The sequence below is a fragment of the Bacillus sp. R45 genome (genome assembly GCF_021729365.1).
Taxonomy (GTDB): domain Bacteria; phylum Bacillota; class Bacilli; order Bacillales; family Bacillaceae; genus Bacillus; species Bacillus velezensis.
In genome coordinates, this window is the sequence record NZ_CP091421.1 from 1,289,658 (window position 1) to 1,306,711 (window position 17,054).

Annotated in this window: 18 protein-coding genes and 1 riboswitch; of the genes, 15 read left to right on the forward strand and 3 right to left on the reverse strand. The window is 46.4% G+C overall.

Features of this window, described 5'->3' with window-relative positions; translation table 11 throughout:
- Positions 1–14: 14 nt before the first annotated feature.
- Positions 15–2,111, reverse strand: a complete 2,097-nt coding sequence (clpE, locus tag L3V45_RS06750) for an ATP-dependent protease ATP-binding subunit ClpE (RefSeq protein WP_236837314.1) — start codon at positions 2,109–2,111, stop codon at positions 15–17.
- A gap of 401 nt (positions 2,112–2,512) precedes the next feature.
- Here clpE and L3V45_RS06755 point away from each other — a divergent pair, with 401 nt between their 5' ends.
- From L3V45_RS06755 to L3V45_RS06785, 7 genes are all read left to right on the forward strand, one after another.
- Positions 2,513–3,550: a YkvI family membrane protein gene (locus L3V45_RS06755; RefSeq protein ID WP_060386908.1), complete on the forward strand. Its 1,038-nt coding sequence runs from the start codon at positions 2,513–2,515 to the stop codon at positions 3,548–3,550.
- Positions 3,551–3,647: 97 nt separating this feature from the next.
- A complete protein-coding gene (locus tag L3V45_RS06760; protein WP_236837315.1) occupies positions 3,648–4,769 on the forward strand; it encodes a hypothetical protein in 1,122 nt (373 codons plus the stop codon).
- A 108-nt stretch (positions 4,770–4,877) separates the two neighbouring features.
- Positions 4,878–4,922, forward strand: a riboswitch (PreQ1 riboswitch).
- 96 nt (positions 4,923–5,018) lie between these two features.
- Positions 5,019–5,678, forward strand: coding sequence for a 7-cyano-7-deazaguanine synthase QueC (gene queC / locus L3V45_RS06765; protein WP_060386910.1), 660 nt, complete (start codon positions 5,019–5,021; stop codon positions 5,676–5,678).
- Entirely contained in the window at positions 5,679–6,119 is a 441-nt protein-coding gene (queD, locus tag L3V45_RS06770; RefSeq protein ID WP_003154678.1) for a 6-carboxytetrahydropterin synthase QueD, read from the forward strand.
- Complete coding sequence (queE, locus tag L3V45_RS06775) at positions 6,112–6,843, forward strand: 7-carboxy-7-deazaguanine synthase QueE (protein WP_014304903.1); 732 nt, start codon at positions 6,112–6,114, stop codon at positions 6,841–6,843. Before queD ends, queE begins: the two co-directional genes overlap by 8 nt.
- A 17-nt stretch (positions 6,844–6,860) precedes the next feature.
- On the forward strand, positions 6,861–7,355 hold the full coding sequence (gene queF, locus L3V45_RS06780; protein ID WP_003154673.1) for a preQ(1) synthase: 495 nt from the start codon (positions 6,861–6,863) through the stop codon (positions 7,353–7,355).
- A gap of 348 nt (positions 7,356–7,703) precedes the next feature.
- On the forward strand, positions 7,704–7,979 hold the full coding sequence (locus L3V45_RS06785) for a DUF3219 family protein (RefSeq protein ID WP_234949655.1): 276 nt from the start codon (positions 7,704–7,706) through the stop codon (positions 7,977–7,979).
- Positions 7,980–8,051: 72 nt separating this feature from the next.
- Here the strand turns inward: L3V45_RS06785 and L3V45_RS06790 are convergent, their stop codons facing one another.
- Positions 8,052–8,237: a YkvS family protein gene (locus tag L3V45_RS06790; protein WP_003154669.1), complete on the reverse strand. Its 186-nt coding sequence runs from the start codon at positions 8,235–8,237 to the stop codon at positions 8,052–8,054.
- Between the two features lie 163 nt (positions 8,238–8,400).
- Between L3V45_RS06790 and L3V45_RS06795 the strand changes: the two genes are divergently transcribed.
- From L3V45_RS06795 to L3V45_RS06820, 6 genes are all read left to right on the forward strand, one after another.
- A complete protein-coding gene (locus L3V45_RS06795) occupies positions 8,401–8,595 on the forward strand; it encodes a hypothetical protein (protein ID WP_003154667.1) in 195 nt (64 codons plus the stop codon).
- A gap of 272 nt (positions 8,596–8,867) precedes the next feature.
- Positions 8,868–9,491, forward strand: coding sequence for a cell wall hydrolase (locus tag L3V45_RS06800; protein WP_024085230.1), 624 nt, complete (start codon positions 8,868–8,870; stop codon positions 9,489–9,491).
- A 115-nt stretch (positions 9,492–9,606) separates the two neighbouring features.
- Complete coding sequence (locus tag L3V45_RS06805) at positions 9,607–10,947, forward strand: polysaccharide biosynthesis protein (RefSeq protein WP_003154663.1); 1,341 nt, start codon at positions 9,607–9,609, stop codon at positions 10,945–10,947.
- 62 nt (positions 10,948–11,009) lie between these two features.
- Positions 11,010–11,504: an endospore biogenesis thiol-disulfide oxidoreductase StoA gene (stoA, locus tag L3V45_RS06810; RefSeq protein WP_272904912.1), complete on the forward strand. Its 495-nt coding sequence runs from the start codon at positions 11,010–11,012 to the stop codon at positions 11,502–11,504.
- A 231-nt stretch (positions 11,505–11,735) separates the two neighbouring features.
- Complete coding sequence (locus L3V45_RS06815) at positions 11,736–13,649, forward strand: heavy metal translocating P-type ATPase (RefSeq protein WP_044053151.1); 1,914 nt, start codon at positions 11,736–11,738, stop codon at positions 13,647–13,649.
- A gap of 113 nt (positions 13,650–13,762) precedes the next feature.
- Positions 13,763–14,857: a M24 family metallopeptidase gene (locus tag L3V45_RS06820; RefSeq protein ID WP_003154660.1), complete on the forward strand. Its 1,095-nt coding sequence runs from the start codon at positions 13,763–13,765 to the stop codon at positions 14,855–14,857.
- A 57-nt stretch (positions 14,858–14,914) separates the two neighbouring features.
- Here the strand turns inward: L3V45_RS06820 and L3V45_RS19495 are convergent, their stop codons facing one another.
- Positions 14,915–15,040, reverse strand: coding sequence for a hypothetical protein (locus tag L3V45_RS19495; protein ID WP_003154659.1), 126 nt, complete (start codon positions 15,038–15,040; stop codon positions 14,915–14,917).
- A 99-nt stretch (positions 15,041–15,139) separates the two neighbouring features.
- Between L3V45_RS19495 and L3V45_RS06825 the strand changes: the two genes are divergently transcribed.
- Together L3V45_RS06825 and glcT are read left to right on the forward strand one after the other, a co-directional pair.
- A complete protein-coding gene (locus L3V45_RS06825; protein ID WP_014304909.1) occupies positions 15,140–16,105 on the forward strand; it encodes a LacI family DNA-binding transcriptional regulator in 966 nt (321 codons plus the stop codon).
- Positions 16,106–16,155: 50 nt separating this feature from the next.
- Positions 16,156–17,022 (forward strand): glucose PTS transporter transcription antiterminator GlcT, encoded by an 867-nt coding sequence (gene glcT, locus L3V45_RS06830; protein ID WP_012117426.1) that lies wholly within the window; start codon positions 16,156–16,158, stop codon positions 17,020–17,022.
- Positions 17,023–17,054 lie beyond the last annotated feature (32 nt).

The window sequence follows — 17,054 nt, forward strand, 5'->3', positions numbered from 1 at the left end:
GAGCCGCTTTTTTCTTATTGTGCCCGGACTTTGATGCCGTCCTCTTCCATTACGACATGGAAGGCTTTGATTTCGTTGTCATCCAATAAGAGATCTGTCATTTCGTCCTCGATCAATTCTTGGATGGTTCTTCTGAGCGGGCGTGCTCCGAAAGCGGGGTGGTAGCCGATTTCAGCGATTTTTTCCTTCGCATCATCGGTGACGCTCAGGCTGATGCCGCGCTCTTTTAATGTATCTTCAAGCTCTGTGAGAAGCAGGCTGACGATTTTCACGAGATGTTCTTTTTTCAGGGATTGGAATTCAATAATGCTGTCAAACCGGTTTAAAAACTCCGGTTTGAAGAACGCGCTCAGTGAATCAATCAGCGTTTGTTCTTCCATGACGCTCTCTTCAGATTGGAATCCGACTTTCATCTGTTTTTCGCCGGTTCCAGCGTTGCTTGTCATAATCAAAACGGTATCTTTAAAGCTGACCGTTCTGCCCTGGCTGTCTGTCAGACGGCCGTCCTCCATAATCTGCAGAAACATATGCTGGACATCAGGGTGGGCTTTTTCAATCTCATCGAGCAGCACGATGCTGTACGGATTGCGGCGCACTTTTTCCGTTAATTGACCGGCTTCATCGTGTCCGACATATCCCGGCGGTGAACCGATAATTTTTGAAACGGCGTGTTTTTCCATGTATTCACTCATATCGAGACGGATAATGGAATCTTTTGTACCGAACAGTTCATCTGCGAGTGTCTTTGATAACTCGGTTTTTCCGACTCCGGTCGGTCCGACAAAGAGGAAGGAGCCGACAGGTCTGTTTTTGGATTTTAAGCCGGCGCGGCTTCGTCTGACCGCTTTCGCCACTTTTTTCACGGCTTTTTCCTGACCGATGACACGCTGATGAAGATGCTCTTCAAGTTCCTTCATTTTGACTTGTTCATCAGCCTGGAGTTTTCCGACTGGAATGCCTGTTTTCTGTTCAATGATGGCTTGAATATGCTCCGCACCGATTTCAGGTGAAGAGGCCGGTGTTTCATGCGCCAGCTGCTTTTCCAAAGCCGCTTCTTCATCACGCAGTTTCGCGGCAAGCTCATAATTTTCTTCCCGAAGCGCTTTTGTTTTCTCCGCGTCAATTGCTTTGAGTCTCTCAGCCGCATCTTCTTCATTTACAGTATCAAGTTCCAGGTTCGCCTTAGAGCCGGCTTCATCTAATAAGTCGATCGCTTTATCCGGCAGGTGGCGGTCCTGAATGTAACGGGATGAAAGCGTAACACAGGCGTTTATCGCTTCATTGCTGAATGTGACGCCGTGGTATTTCTCGTATTTATCTTTAATGCCTTCCAGAATGCTGATGGCTTGTTCTATTGTAGGCTCGTGAACCATGACAGGCTGGAAGCGTCTTTCAAGCGCCGCATCTTTTTCAATCTGGCGGTACTCTTTCAGCGTTGTCGCCCCGATGACCTGCAGCTCGCCTCTGGCAAGCGCCGGTTTCAGGATGTTCCCGGCATCCATTGATCCCTCGGCAGAGCCGGCGCCTACAAGAAGGTGAATCTCATCAATGAACAAGATGACATTTTTCCGTTCTTTTAATTCGTTCATTAATTGTTTCATTCTTTCTTCAAACTGGCCTCTGATCCCTGTATTGGCGACGAGAGAAGCGACGTCAAGCAGGTAAAGCTCTTTGTTTTTCAATTTGTTCGGCACATCGCCTTCAGCGATTTTAAGCGCGAGGCCTTCTGCAATAGCCGTTTTACCGACGCCCGGCTCACCGATCAGCACCGGATTGTTTTTATTCCGGCGGTTCAAAATTTCAATTACGCGCGCCACTTCATTGTCGCGGCCGATCACAGGGTCAATCAGACCTGCTTTTGCGCCGTTTGTGACGTTTTGAGCGAGCTCGTCGAGCAGGCCTTTTTCAGGGCCGGCCTGCTGTTTATTTTGATTGGGAGCGAAACCTTGCTCAAACGGGAATCCGAATGATTGCGGACCCATGCTCATAGACGGTTTTCGGGTTAATTCTGTATAACATGTTTCACATAAAACGAATTGTTTTTGAATGGAATTGACTTGCATGTTCAGGCGAATCGTCGCCTCGTTTTTCTGACAATGTTGACAACGCATTTGCCAAAACCTCCTCGAAAAATGTTTGATCATCTTTGACCAAATAGGTTAGAAAATAAGGCCGAAACTTTGACCTTCTTTGATTATTAGTATACTCTGACCTTCTTTGACTTTCAAGTATTTTGTTTCAAACCCCGAAAAATAAATGTTTACAGCATGATAAGTGATATTCGTGAGGTTTGATTATTTTTGACCAATATAGTTAGAAAGGAAATGAAATGCTTTGACCTTTCTTGATGAAGAGTATACGCCGGCCCTTTTTTTCTTTCAATATTTTTGCTTAGAGGAGAGAGCTGAATCTGTTTTCTCCGGGGAAGGACGATTTGTTCGTCTTTTCGGGCGACTTGTCTCATAAGCATATATAAAGGCCTGGACAAATCTGCGCTTAGCCGGAGGGTGAAATGGGACAAACAAAAGGTTCTGCAAGTCAGCTTGCATTTGTATACGTAGGCACGGTTGTAGGAGCCGGTTTTGCCACGGGACGGGAAATCGTTGAGTTTTTTCTGAAGTTTGGCTGGATCGGTCTGTTCGGTATCGTGGTAAGCGGTCTGATGTTTACATATTTAGGCGCCAAAATCATGATTATTTCCAAACGGATTCATGCAGCATCTTATCAGGAATTGAACACATATTTATTCGGCCAGTCCATCGGCCGCGCCGTGAACATGTTTATGATGTTTATATTGCTGGGAGTGACCTCTGTCATGCTGTCCGGAGCCGGAGCGCTGTTTCATGAACAGCTTGGCTGGCCCGCACAAGCGGGGATCCTACTGACGATCGTACTGAGTTTTGCCGTCATGACAAGCGGTGTTAAAGGTGTGTTCGGCGTCAATATATTGGTGGTGCCGCTTTTAATTTCTTTCTCTTTTATCGTGACAGCTGATTCATTTGTATTTACAAGCACGAGAAACGCGGACGAATGGGTATGGCCTGACAAGTGGAACTGGCTTTTGTCCGCCGTCTCTTACGGCGCGTTAAATTTATCGCTCGCCCAAGCCGTCCTTGTGCCGCTTGCGAACGAAATGTCTTCAGAGAAGGTGATCAGAAGGGGAGCTTATATAGGCGGCGTTCTGTTGACACTGGTGCTTGCCGCGAGCTTTTTATCATTATCGGTGCTGCCGGATGTGCTGGAGTTTGACATTCCGATGGCTCAAGTTGTCTATTCGTATTCGCGTTCGCTTCATATCATTTATTTGTTTATTATTTTCGGGGAAGTGTTTACGTCGGTTATCGGCAATTTATACGGATTGGAAAAACAATTAAACAGTTTTCTTCATATAAAAAGTACATATATTTACGGCGGCATTTTGGCGTTTGCTTTCATTATCAGCCAAATCGGTTACGGGCAGCTGATTTCCACCGTTTATCCGGTGTTTGGGTATGTGAGCCTCGCTTTCATCGGCGCATTGATTTGCAAAAAAATCCCGAAAGAAAAATAAGGATATAAGGAAAATGTCTGTATATTTTGGGAATTCCCCTTCTTTTTTCCTGTCATTTCTGTATAATGAATTGGGAAATGATGGGGAGGAGTAAGAGATGAAGGATCGACGTGTATTATTGGGATTTATTTTTATTTGTATCGGCATTACGTTTTTTTTACAGAAGGCGGGAGTTATACATATATCCGCAGGTTCGGCGTGGCCGTTTCTTTTCATTATAATGTCCGCAGGGTTTCACGCCGGATTTATTTTTGCGAAAAAAACGCCTGAACAGGCGGGACTGCTCGTTCCCGGCGGTATGTTTCTTGTGCTGGGCTGCCTGTTTTGTTTTGAGACCGCAACGGGATGGACGTATTCAGGCATGACGTGGCCTGTTTATATATGGGCGCCTGCTCTCGGTCTGTTTGAGCTGTGGTATTTCGGCGGGAGAAAGATCGGCGTATTGATTCCTGCTTTTATCCTGACAGCCGCGGGAGCACTATGCTTTGCCGGTATGCTGATGACGGGGCTGTGGCCGCTTTTGATCATCGCAGCCGCGCTTTTGTTTCACGCCGCTGCCTTTATGCAGCCGAAAAAAAGATCGGGCCTTCTTATTCCGGGCGGCATTTTGCTTGTGACGGGCGGCTTGTTATGGTTTGAAACGCTGACGGATTGGACATACGCAAATGTGACATCTCCTGTTTACCTCTTTGCCGTTGCATTCGGGCTGTTTGAAGCCTGGCTGTTCGGCAGAAGGCAAAGAGGGCTTTTGACTGCTGCGGCGGTTCTGTGCGCCGCGGGCATTTTCGGCATATTCACCAATGCAAATGAAGTCATCAGCGAACGCGGCTGGCCCGCTCTCATTCTGTTGCTGGGCGCCGCTTTTCACATTCCGATTTTCGGCCCGAAACCTGTCAAAAACGCGGGGCTTCTCGTACCGGGCGGCATCTTATTGATTACGGGGATCTTGTTTGTCTTTGAAACGGCAACCAATTGGTCCTACTCTGATGTGACATGGCCTGTTTACCTGTTGGCAACGGCATTCGGTTTATTTGAGCTGTGGCTGTTCGGCGGGAAACAGAAGGCGCTGCTCATTCCGGTTGCAGTGCTGACCTTGACAGCACTTTGCTTTATGATGACGTATCAGCCGATCATTCCGGTTTCTGTTTTCTGGCCTGCTTTATTTGTTCTGATCGGGATTGCGCTGATGGTATTTCCGGGGAAGAAACGCGGGGCTTAAACCCGCTTTTGCAGCCTGACACAGGGTTCAGGCTGTTTTTTTATTGTCACGGGAAACAACATTATGGTATGATAGCAAAAGTGAAAAAAGAAGAAAATCCGTATTGATGCGGGAGAGGTTCTAGCTACACCCTCTATAAAAAACTAAGGACGAGCTGTATCCTTGGATACGGTTTTTTTATGTTTTTTAGGGCGCCTTCTCCGAAAAAGGCGCTTTTTTTATGGAATGATAGATAAGGGAGAGAAAGACATGAAAAAAGAAAAAGCGGTTGTGGTGTTCAGCGGAGGCCAAGACAGCACGACTTGTTTATTATGGGCTCTGCAAAATTTTGAAGAAGTGGAAACCGTTACATTCCATTATAATCAGCGTCACCAAGAAGAAATCGATGTGGCAAAATCGATTGCCGAAAAGCTCGGTGTCAAAAACCACTTGCTTGATATGTCTCTTTTAAATCAGCTTGCGCCGAATGCGCTGACAAGAGATGATATCGAAATTGAAGCGAAGGACGGGGAATTGCCGACAACCTTTGTACCGGGACGCAACCTTGTATTTTTATCCTTTGCATCGATTCTTGCATATCAAATCGGCGCGCGCCACATTATTACCGGTGTTTGCGAGACTGATTTCAGCGGCTACCCGGACTGCCGTGACGAGTTTGTCAAATCCTGCAACGTCACCGTCAACTTGGCGATGGAAAAGCCGTTCGTCATTCATACGCCCCTTATGTGGCTGAACAAAGCAGAAACGTGGAAACTTGCGGATGAGCTCGGCGCGCTTGATTTTGTAAAGAATAACACACTGACTTGCTATAACGGCATCATTGCGGACGGATGCGGCAAATGCCCGGCATGCCTGCTCCGTAATAAAGGATATGATGAATATATGAAAATGAAAGGAGAGCGGAACTAATTGCTTTCTCAAATTTACCCGCAGGTTCAGCATCCTTATTCGTTTGAGTTGAATAAGGACATGCACATTTCAGCCGCGCACTTTATTCCCCGCGAAAGCGCCGGAGCGTGCAGCAGAGTCCACGGGCACACGTATACAGTAAATATTACAGTTGCGGGGGATGAACTGGACGATTCAGGCTTTCTCGTGAATTTCAGCGTGCTGAAGAAATTGGTGCACGGCGCTTATGACCATACATTGCTGAATGACCATGAGGAATTTTCTGATGATGACAGATATTCACTGCCGACGACCGAGGTCGTGGCCAAAACGATTTACGATAAGGTGCAGTCCTACCTCGAAACACTGGAGAATCAGCCGGTCTGCGTGCAGGTTTTTGTCAGGGAAACCCCGACAAGCTATTGCGTATACCGCCCGAAAAAAGGTGATAGGAATGGCTAAAGGAATTCCGGTATTAGAAATTTTCGGACCGACGATACAAGGGGAGGGCATGGTTATCGGCCAGAAAACCATGTTCGTCCGCACGGCGGGCTGTGACTACTCCTGCAGCTGGTGCGACTCCGCTTTTACATGGGACGGATCAGCCAAAAAAGATATCCGCTGGATGACGGCGGAAGACATTTACCGCGAGCTGAGAGAAATCGGCGGAGACGCCTTTTCTCATGTCACCATCTCAGGAGGAAACCCGGCGCTGTTAAAGCAGCTTGACGCGCTGATTCTGCTGCTGAAAGAGCACGGGGTGCGCGCCGCTTTAGAAACGCAGGGAACAGTCTATCAGGATTGGTTCACAATGATTAACGACCTGACGATTTCACCGAAGCCGCCAAGTTCGGGGATGACAACCGATTTTGCAAAGCTCGATCACATTATGTCTTCGCTTGATGCGGCAGAAAGGCTTAACGCGGTCAGCTTAAAGGTCGTCATTTTTAATGATGAAGATCTGCAATTCGCGAAAACCGTGCACAAGCGGTATCCGAATATCCCGTTTTATCTTCAGGTCGGAAACGATAACGTCCATACGACGGACGACCGGGCATTGATCGCACATCTGCTCGGAAAATACGAAACACTCGTTGATAAGGTTTCAGCCGATTCGGATCTGAATCTCGTCAGAGTCCTGCCTCAGCTGCATACATTGCTTTGGGGCAATAAACGGGGAGTTTAATAGAAAGGGAGATTTATATGACAAGAAAAGAATCAGAATTAGAAGGAGTTACGCTCCTGGGGAATCAAGGGACAAACTATTTATTTGAATATGCGCCGGAGGTTTTGGAATCATTTCCGAATAAACACGTGAACCGTGATTATTTCGTTAAATTCAACTGCCCGGAATTTACGTCGCTTTGCCCGAAAACGGGACAGCCGGATTTTGCAACCATCTACATCAGTTATATTCCGGACGAAAAAATGGTGGAAAGCAAATCGCTGAAGCTGTATCTTTTCAGCTTCCGCAACCACGGAGATTTCCACGAGGACTGCATGAACATCATCATGAATGACTTGATCGAATTAATGGACCCCCGCTACATTGAAGTATGGGGCAAATTCACGCCAAGAGGCGGAATCTCTATTGACCCGTATACAAACTACGGCAGACCGGGAACAAAATACGAAAAAATGGCCGAACATCGGATGATGAATCATGATATGTATCCGGAGACGATTGATAATCGTTAATTTCAGACGGAGTACGGACTCGGACTATAACCTAAATACCCCCGCCTTTTAAGCGGGGGTATTTTTCGTCTCTGCCACGCAGCCAAAAAGGTGCATGATATTCGCACAGAACTTCTATAAGGAAAAGAGAGATCATTTGGAGAAAAGAAAAAGACGAGTAAACCCGGGGGGAGTGTACTCGCCGCTTCATTACGTGACGGGTGCTGGATGGCAGCTCGTCTGTTTTATTATAAAATAGGGAACGTATGTTTGTAAAGACCTGCGCTGTTTTTTCTTATTCGGAGCGGATCAATTGTAAAGGAATGGTCAGCATGGTAGCATGTCCTGTAAAAAGAAGGAGTGTTCGTTATGGAGCCGTTAGAGTTAAACGGTGTAAGGCTGAAAATGTATGATTGTAAAGAAAGTGCGGGTAAAAACGGCCGTATGATTTCATTCGTATTGAAGGTGACCTCTGAAACGTATCATGATATTGCCGTCCTTTTGTATGAAAAAACATTTGACATCAAGGCGCCCGAGCGTGGGCTTGAATTCCGCGGTAAAATAACCAACTACTATACATCCGTCACAAATCTTTACAATAAAGATGAGATCGGTGATTTTTTTGTGGAAATGACCGAGATCTGAATTCATTTGAAAAAGCTGCCGGGCGGCAGCTTTTGTGCGGGATATGTAAATGGTTCGGATTGTTCGGGGGGTTTAATAGGAGTCTCTGATGATTTTATAATTCTTATGGTTGACGACAGTGAGGGAATCTAATTCAAGGTCACGATAATTATCCATGATGGTTACATCAACGATGACGGAGTTTTCATTTACTTTTTCAACAATACCGGTTAATCCGTTTTTAAATTCAATGACGTTTCCAACCTTAGCAATTTTCACGAGCTTCCTCTCCTTTATCATAAATCCTGTTTGAAAATATTTTGCAGTATTTTCTTTAAGAAGTAAAGCGATATGGGTATCAGCCCGCTCAATCATTGTCCCGGCGGGGGAAAGATGGTATATTGTTTTTCGGGAAAAAGCCGAGAAAAGGAGGCTGTATTCGTTGCTGCCTGAGGAAATTTCAGAACGTATCAACCAAATGCGCATCGGTGAAATCAAAGAATTCAGGGTGCAGAAAGAACATTTTCTTGCATTTCGAGCAGTTTTGTCGAAGCAGGAAGATTTTAAGCATTTCCGCGGTATTGCCCAGCAGGGCGGAGATGTTATCTTCCAGTATTTAGAACAGCCAAGAAGCTGACGGCTCCTCGCACTTGAGGAGTCTTTTTTTGTTTTCGCTGCTTATTTCATCTGACTGTAACAGATGTAAACAAAATGTAAAATCCCTCCGATGGATACTTTTACTGCTATTTGGTTAATGTTGTGAAAATGACGGCTGTTTTCCTGCCAATAACAAGGCTGTTAACAAACTTCTTCCATCATAAAAGCTGATTGGGAGCATTGGAAAATCTTTAACCGTGAATTTGCGTACAGCTCTTGTTAAGGTAGTGAAGTATTTAAGGAGGAAATCGTATGACGACAAAATTTGCTGCCTTGGCTGTCTTTTTTCTATGTTTTATGCCTGCATCAAAAATTGAACATACAGAAGCTCTGTTTACTTTTGCGAAGAAGCCAAAGCAAGAACCCAGCACACTGGTTGCTGATTTAAATAAAAAAAGCCCGGTTCCGAAGCTCTCAGAAACGGATCATAAGCACTCTATCCAACCGATAAAGCTGTCATCTCACCAAGAGAAGAAAGCAAAACCGGAAGAGACGGCTTATCAGCCGCCGAAAAAAACGTATTCCCGCGCTGACAGACAGCTCCTGTCACGTCTCGTTCACGCAGAAGCGAAAGGTGAATCTTATAAAGGGAAGGTTGCGGTAGCCAGCGTAGTGCTGAACCGTACTGAAAAAAACGGTTTCCCGGATACCATTCGGGGCGTGATCTATCAAAGGAATGCATTTGAACCGGTAGCAAACGGAAGCATTAATCAAAAGCCGGATAAGGATTCCATCGCCGCCGCAAATGAGGCGTTAGACCATCCGGGCAGAGAAACGAACGCGTTGTTTTTCTACAATCCGAAAACGGCATCTGACCACTGGATCCGTTCCCGAAAAATTATCGAACGGATCGGCAGACACGTATTTGCGATGTAAGCATAGCGGGATCAAAAATATCCCCGCTATGCTTTTTTCAATTTTGAGAAATCGAAAATATTTTCAGAACTTGTCTCATATGATGATGGAAGAACGTGAGACAAGGAGAGACACCATGAATCGATTTGTGAAAGGGATCATTCTTTTATCCATCGCCGCCTTTTTCGCGGAATGTCTGGAATTTGTCGTGAATATGATACTGGCGCGGGAGCTTGGCGAGCATGGGATGGGGCTTTACATGAGCATTCTGCCCACCATTTTTTTAATTATCGTGATCGCCAGTCTGGAGCTTCCGATCTCTATTTCAAAATTCATCGCGGAATCCAATCAGAAGCTGCATGAAAGCATGCTCCGGCATGCCTTCAGAATGACCGCCGTTTTTACCGCGTTTTCCACCGCGGCCGCAAGCATCGCGCTGCCGTTCATTCCTGTATTCGATACGTATCACCCGTTTATTAAAGGGATTGTCATCGGGCTGATTCCAGTCGTCGCTTTTACATCCATCGCCAGAGGTTATTTTATGGGTGTGCAGCAAATGGGAAAAATCGCGGTTGCGAATGTCTTGAAAAAAATCATTCAAGTGCTTTGTCTGTTTATCTTTTTTCAATGGTACTCTTTTGAAATTGATATGGCCGTGCTTATTTCGTTATTTGTGCTGGTCGCAAGCGATGTTGTGGTGTTCGTTTATCTGTATACGCAGTTTATTTTGGCGCGGAGGGCGCTTTCCGGCCATCAGCACATTCATCTTCGCGGGAAAGACGTGCGGAAACGCCTCCTGGCCGTATCCATCCCGACAACGGGTCTTCGTATATTTCATGCGGTGACAAACGCAATTGAACCCTTCTTGGTTAAAGGAGCGCTGCTGGCGTCCGGGGCAGCCGGGACCGCCGCGATTGATCAATACGGAATGCTTGCCGGTGTAGCGATGACAATCGGTTCGTTTCCCGCATTTATCGCCCATTCGCTGATGGTCGTTATGATTCCCAGCATTTCAGAAGCGTATGCGCTGTCCCAATATGATATTGTGCTGAAACGGCTGAGACAAGCGATTTTTATTACATTCGGCTACGGCATTCCGGCGGTCTGGGTCATGTTTCAGTTCGCGGGCCCGCTGACCCATTTGTTTTTTCAGTCTCCGGAAGCGCAGTATTATTTGCAGCTTTTGTGGCCGTTTTTTCTTTTTCATCTGTTTGTGATGCCGCTTCAAGCCTGTCTGATCGGCATCGGCCACGTGAAAACGGCGTTTTATCATAACGTATGGAGCAGCATTGTAGGTCTTTCAATGATGTATGTGCTCGGTTCTATGCCGGAATTGCAAATGCTCGGCATTATACTCGGTATGAATACCGGCATGATTCTTCTGACAAGTTTACATTACGCGACGATCTGCAAAGACCTCGGTGTCTCCGTGTTTTTGACGGGCGGCGGAAGAACAGCGCCCCGGATCGAAAGCTGAAAAGGCTGATACATTTCAATAAGGAAGGGCAAGCTATCCGAAACGCGTGAAAGGAAGATCATATGCATAAAAACCGCCTAATTGTATGTGCAGTCCTTTTGATAGCTGCCGCCGTCTGGATGCCTGAAGCAAAAGCCTCCTCAGAAAAACAGGCAGTTCCCGCCGTGTTTCTGATGAAGACGATTGAAGGAGACGAAATATCGATTCCGAATAAAGGGCAGAAAACGATTTTACATTTTTGGACATCGTGGTGTCCGCCGTGCAAAAAAGAACTGCCGCAATTCCAAACCTATTTTGAACAGCATCAGTCCGATGATGTAAGCCTTGTAACGGTAAATTTGATGAATGCCGAGCGAAATAAAAATACCGTTCAAAACTTTGTCACTCAGCACCATCTCACATTCCCGATTGTTCTTGACACGAAAGGCGAGCTTATGAAGGAATACGATGTCATAACGATTCCCACGTCATTTCTGCTGAATGAAAAAGGAGAAATCGAAAAAAAGATCGTCGGTCCGATGACCGCCTCACAATTAAAAGAATGGTCAGAGAAATAAAAAGGTGCGGGAGGAATTCCTCCCGCACCTTTTTTGCATATAATGAACAGCTGAAGAAACGCTAATGATAATTATTATCAAAAAGAAATTAAAACAATTATAATTGAAATCTTCCGCCGGCATGCTATAATAAAGAAAACACTGTGAAAATGCTGCCTGTCAGGCGGCTGTTTTACTTTTATCGGGGAATTGAAGATGATTTGCGTTCTCAATTAGAGAGGAGAATTCATAATGAATGAACAAGTGATGACACAAACCCATTCACAACAGCAGATACAAGAAGAGCGGGCCGGAAAAAGGTGGCTCCAGCATGCAGAACTCATTGCGGCGCTCGTATCCGGCGTCCTTATTCTTGCGGCCTGGTTTTTTACCGAAACAAAAGGCCTGTCCGTCACTTTGTATATCCTTGCCTTCCTGATCGGGGGATTTGCAAAAGCAAAAGAGGGAATTGAGGATACCATTGAGACGAAGGCGTTAAATGTGGAACTGCTGATGATATTTGCGGCTGTCGGCTCCGCCCTGATCGGTTATTGGGCGGAAGGCGCAGTTCTTATCTTTATTTTTTCGTTAAGCGGCGCGCTCGAAACATATACGATGAATAAAAGCAGCCGTGATTTAACATCCTTGATGAAACTGGAACCGGAGGAAGCGACCCTGCTTGCGGACGGACGGGAAAAGCGGGTGCCGGCTGCTGAACTTAAGATCGGTGACATGATCGTCATTAAGCCGGGCGAACGCGTAGCGGCAGACGGGATTATTGAGTCTGGCGTGACGAGCCTCGATGAATCGGCGCTGACGGGTGAAGCGATGCCGGCGGAAAAAACAGCAGGAGATTCTGTGTTTACAGGAACGGTAAACGGAAACGGCTCCTTAACGGTCCGTGTGACGAAAACAAATGAACAGTCTTTATTCAGAAAAATCATCCGGCTGGTAGAATCAGCCCAAAACAGCGTGTCACCGGCTCAGGCATTTATTGAGCGATTCGAAAGTGTCTATGTCAAAGGCGTGCTGTTAGCCGTGGCTGTGCTTTTATTCGTTCCTCATTTCGCTTTAGGCTGGAGCTGGAGTGAAACCTTTTACCGGGCGATGGTGTTTATGGTGGTCGCCTCCCCGTGCGCGCTTGTCGCTTCTATTATGCCCGCTGCGCTTTCTCTTATCTCAAATGGGGCCCGCAACGGATTATTGGTTAAAGGAAGTGTGTTTTTAGAGCAGCTGGGAAGCGTACGGATGATCGCATTTGACAAAACCGGCACGGTCACAAAGGGACAGCCGGCAGTCGCGGCATTTCAAGCAGCGGAAAATGTGAGTGAAGATGAGATCATGCAGGCGGTGTATGCGATAGAAAAGCAATCAAGCCACCCGCTTGCAAAAGCGATAGCTGAATTTGCCGAAAGCCGGGGCGCCGCGCCCGCAGGCCATCTATCGATTGACGAGACGTCCGGATTCGGTGTTCAGGCTGAAATAGAAGGCGTCAAATGGATGGTCGGAAAAGCGGGATTTGCAGGTGAACATGCGGCAGATGCTTTTTTGCAGACATCGGGAAAAGAATTAAAGGATAAAGGCTTTACACTGGTTTTTGTTAAGAAAGATGACCGGATTGCGGGCTGCTTCGCCTTAAAGGATCAAATCCGGCCTGAAGCCAAAGCCGTGATGGCTGAGCTTGAATCACTGGGCATTCAAACAGCCATGCTCACCGGCGATCAGTCTGAAACTGCGGCTGCCATTGCGAAAGAGGCGGGCATGACGACGGTTGTTGCCGATTGTCTGCCGGACCAAAAGGCAAAAGAAGTGAAGAAGCTGAAAGAAACGTACGGCACAATCGCCATGGTCGGAGACGGCATTAATGACGCGCCCGCTCTGAAAACCGCTGACGTCGGTATTGCGATGGGCGGGGGCACGGACGTGGCTCTAGAAACGGCTGACTTAGTCCTTATGAAAAATGATCTTCACAAGCTTGTGAAAATGTGCAGACTCTCAAGGAAAATGAACCGGATTATTAAGCAGAATATTGTTTTCTCGCTCTCGGTCATCTGCCTTTTGATCTGCGCTAACTTTCTGCAGGTGATGGAACTGCCGTTTGGCGTAATCGGGCATGAGGGGAGCACGATTCTGGTTATACTGAACGGACTGAGATTATTAAAATAAACATGACAGCCGCACATCGGGCGGCTGTTTTTTTAATGTTCGTTCACAGCATAAACTCCGGAAAACTGATAGAATGAATAAAGAGTCACTTTGGTAAGGAGGAAAAGCAAAAAATGAACAGATTAGAACGTGTTTCATCTTGGCTGAAAAAAGAAGGACATGATGCGGCGTTTATACATACAAAGGAAAACGTATTTTATTTAACTGATTTTTACACGGATCCGCATGAGCGGTTAATGGGATTGTTCCTGTTTCAGGAACAGGAGCCGTTTTTCGTTTGTCCGGGAATGGAAGCCGGACAAGCCCGCAGCGCCGGATGGGAGCATGGTATTATCGGCTACGGCGATCACGAAGATCCGTGGGAGCTGATCAAAGCCGAGCTCACAAAACGAAATGTGCCGCTTGATTCCATCGCGGTTGAAAAGGATTCGATCTCTCTTTCCCGCTCAGAACAGCTCAAACAAGCTTCAGGGGGCGCGGCATTTGTTTCGGCAGAAGAAACGCTCAACCAATTCCGTCTCGTGAAAGATGAGAAGGAAATCAGCATTCTCAGGGAAGCGGCAAAACTCGCGGATTACGGAGTTGAAGTCGGTGTCGCGGCGCTTAAAGAGGGTGTGAGTGAAACCGAAGTACTCGCGCAGATTGAGTTTGAGCTGAAGAAAAAAGGTGTGCAGGGCATGTCATTTTCAACGATGGTGCTGTTCGGGGAAAAATCAGGCCAGCCCCATGGGAATCCGGGTGCAGACCGGTTGAAAAAAGGGGATTTTGTTCTGTTTGATCTGGGCGTTATTCTTGACGGCTACTGTTCAGACATTACGAGAACATTCGCATACCAATCAATCAGCCCGAAACAGGAAGAGATTTACGAAACGGTGCTTAAAGCTGAACAGACGGCGCTTCAATTAAGTAAACCCGGCGTCAGAATCGGCGATCTTGATTTAAAAGCCCGCGGCATTATTGAAAAAGCCGGATACGGAGACTATTTCCCGCACCGCCTCGGCCACGGACTCGGGATTTCGGTTCACGAATATCCATCAATGAGCAGCGCGAACGACACACTCCTCAAAGAAGGCATGGTGTACACGATAGAACCGGGGATTTACGTGCCGGATGTCGGCGGCGTGCGCATAGAAGACGATGTGTTTGTCACAAAAGACGGCGCCGAAGCATTAACGCAGTATCCGAAAGAATTAACGATTCTGAAATAGAAAGCTTTGTGATAAAAAAGGACGGTTCTGGAACGCAGCGTCCTTTTTTATCACCTTTTAAATGAAAAAATCATCAAAATGCTGAAATGGTTTGATGTCATGCTTTTCATTCAGGGGCCGCAGGGCAAGGTAACTGCCGCCGAGGATGGCCAGACACAAACCGATTAAGCAAAGAATCCCCATCGCTGTTCTTCTCCTTTCAAACGGATAGGATGTATCTGTTTCTAGCTTACTGTATGAAACGCATTCCAGATCAAGGGAAAAAAAGAAAGGGGGGACGCCATGGCTACGATCAGAGACATTGCCGGCGCTGCCGGGGTTTCCGTTACAACGGTATCAAGAGTTTTAAACGATCACCCTTATGTAAGTAAGGACAAAAGAGAAAGAGTGAAAAAAGCGATGCAATCGCTCGGATACACGCGCAACATTCATGCTGTGCATTTATCCAAAGGTTTTTCCGATATGATCGGCGTTGTGCTTCCGTCGGTGAACCTTCCGTATTTTGCAGACCTTGTTGCGGGTATTGCCGAGGCTGCCGAAGCGTCAGGCGTGCATCTTTGTTTATACCAGACAGATTATGAGCAGCAAAAAGAACGTTTTGCCTTATCACAATTACAGGAGCGCCAAGTGGACGGCCTGATTATCTGCTCCAAAGCAATTCCTGATGAGCATCTGCTTGCCGTGAAAGAACCGCTCATCCTCTGCCAGTACACTGATGCGGCAGGGCTTTCATCCATCAGTAATCCGCATCGGGAAGCATTTCGGCACGGTCTGGATTATCTGATAGAAAAGGGACACCGGAAAATAGCGATCAGCCTGGCCAGAAAAAAGGGAAAAAACAGTCAAGTCCGCATCGCCGCATACAAAGAGGCGCTGAAGAAGATCGGGCAGCCTTACAGGGAAGAGCTGGTTGTGGAAAAGGTGCTGACGCTGCTTGACGGGAAAGCCCTTTTTCATAGATGGAAGAGCTGGGATGACAAACCGACTGCGCTGTTTGCGGCGAATGATCAAGTATCCGCGGGTCTTTACCTTGAAGCCAAGGCAAACGGGACGCGCATCCCGGAAGAGCTTGCGATTTTGAGCATCGACAATCATGATATCAGCAAGATGTTAGGTATTTCCACAATAGATATACAAACGAAAGAAATGGGAAAGCAGGCTTTTCACATGCTTGAGAACCGGATCAGCGGCGGGCCTCCGGGAAGGAAAGTTCTTGATTACCGCCTTATTGAACGATCAACCGTCTAAAAAAAGAATTGACGCGCTTTCCGTTCGTTTTGTACGATATGAGGTATTGAATGACAAAGGAGCTGAGGATCATGAAGGGGTCCTTTACAGTTGAAAAGGTATTAAATAACAATGTGCTCATCGCAACACATGATAGATACAGTGAGGTCGTCTTAATCGGAAAAGGGATCGGCTTTGGAAAAAAACAAGCGGATGTCATTGAAGATAAAGGGTATGACAAGATGTTCATCTTAAAGGATGAAAAAGAACAAAAACAATTTAAAAAGCTCCTCGGTTATGTGGACGAGACACTTGTCGACATCTCCAATGACGTCATTTATCATATCAAGAAGCGGACAAGCCAACCGTTAAATGAGCATATTCATATTGCGCTGACTGACCATATCGCCTTTGCGGTAAAGCGGCTGCAGCAGGGGTTTGACATTAAAAACCCGTTTCTCATGGAAACCGAAACGCTTTATCCGGAAGAATTCCAAATTGCCCGTGAAGTCGTCGGCATGATTAATGAAAAGACGGGAATCTGCCTTCCGGAAGGAGAGATCGGCTTTATCGCTCTGCATATCCATTCCGCCCTGACGAATCGGCCCCTTTCAGAGGTCAATCAGCATTCACAGCTGATGTCCCGCCTCGTTCAGGTGATTGAGGAATCTTTCCAGATGAAAGTGAATAAAGAAAGCGTCCACTATTTGCGGCTGATCCGGCATATCAGATTTACCATAGACAGGATTAATCGGGAAGAGCAGACAAAAGAACCAGAAAAGTTAATGTTATTATTGAAAAATGAATACCCGCTATGCTACAATACTGCTTGGAAACTGATAAAAATCTTGCAGCAAATACTGAAAAAACCAGTTCATGAGGCGGAAGCGGTTTATCTCACGCTTCATTTGTACCGATTAACCAATAAAATTTCATAAATTCAGTTGAAACCTTAAAAACGTGTCACTGA

Excerpts from the sequence above, each read along its gene's own strand:
- clpE (WP_236837314.1), bottom strand. The coding sequence starts at position 2,111 with ATGCGTTGTCAACATTGTCAGAAAAACGAGGCGACGATTCGCCTGAAC.
- L3V45_RS06755 (WP_060386908.1), top strand. The coding sequence starts at position 2,513 with ATGGGACAAACAAAAGGTTCTGCAAGTCAGCTTGCATTTGTATACGTA.
- L3V45_RS06760 (WP_236837315.1), top strand. The coding sequence starts at position 3,648 with ATGAAGGATCGACGTGTATTATTGGGATTTATTTTTATTTGTATCGGC.
- queC (WP_060386910.1), top strand. The coding sequence starts at position 5,019 with ATGAAAAAAGAAAAAGCGGTTGTGGTGTTCAGCGGAGGCCAAGACAGC.
- queE (WP_014304903.1), top strand. The coding sequence starts at position 6,112 with ATGGCTAAAGGAATTCCGGTATTAGAAATTTTCGGACCGACGATACAA.
- queF (WP_003154673.1), top strand. The coding sequence starts at position 6,861 with ATGACAAGAAAAGAATCAGAATTAGAAGGAGTTACGCTCCTGGGGAAT.
- L3V45_RS06785 (WP_234949655.1), top strand. The coding sequence starts at position 7,704 with ATGGAGCCGTTAGAGTTAAACGGTGTAAGGCTGAAAATGTATGATTGT.
- L3V45_RS06800 (WP_024085230.1), top strand. The coding sequence starts at position 8,868 with ATGACGACAAAATTTGCTGCCTTGGCTGTCTTTTTTCTATGTTTTATG.
- L3V45_RS06805 (WP_003154663.1), top strand. The coding sequence starts at position 9,607 with ATGAATCGATTTGTGAAAGGGATCATTCTTTTATCCATCGCCGCCTTT.
- stoA (WP_272904912.1), top strand. The coding sequence starts at position 11,010 with ATGCATAAAAACCGCCTAATTGTATGTGCAGTCCTTTTGATAGCTGCC.
- L3V45_RS06815 (WP_044053151.1), top strand. The coding sequence starts at position 11,736 with ATGAATGAACAAGTGATGACACAAACCCATTCACAACAGCAGATACAA.
- L3V45_RS06820 (WP_003154660.1), top strand. The coding sequence starts at position 13,763 with ATGAACAGATTAGAACGTGTTTCATCTTGGCTGAAAAAAGAAGGACAT.
- L3V45_RS19495 (WP_003154659.1), bottom strand. The coding sequence starts at position 15,040 with ATGGGGATTCTTTGCTTAATCGGTTTGTGTCTGGCCATCCTCGGCGGC.
- L3V45_RS06825 (WP_014304909.1), top strand. The coding sequence starts at position 15,140 with ATGGCTACGATCAGAGACATTGCCGGCGCTGCCGGGGTTTCCGTTACA.
- glcT (WP_012117426.1), top strand. The coding sequence starts at position 16,156 with ATGACAAAGGAGCTGAGGATCATGAAGGGGTCCTTTACAGTTGAAAAG.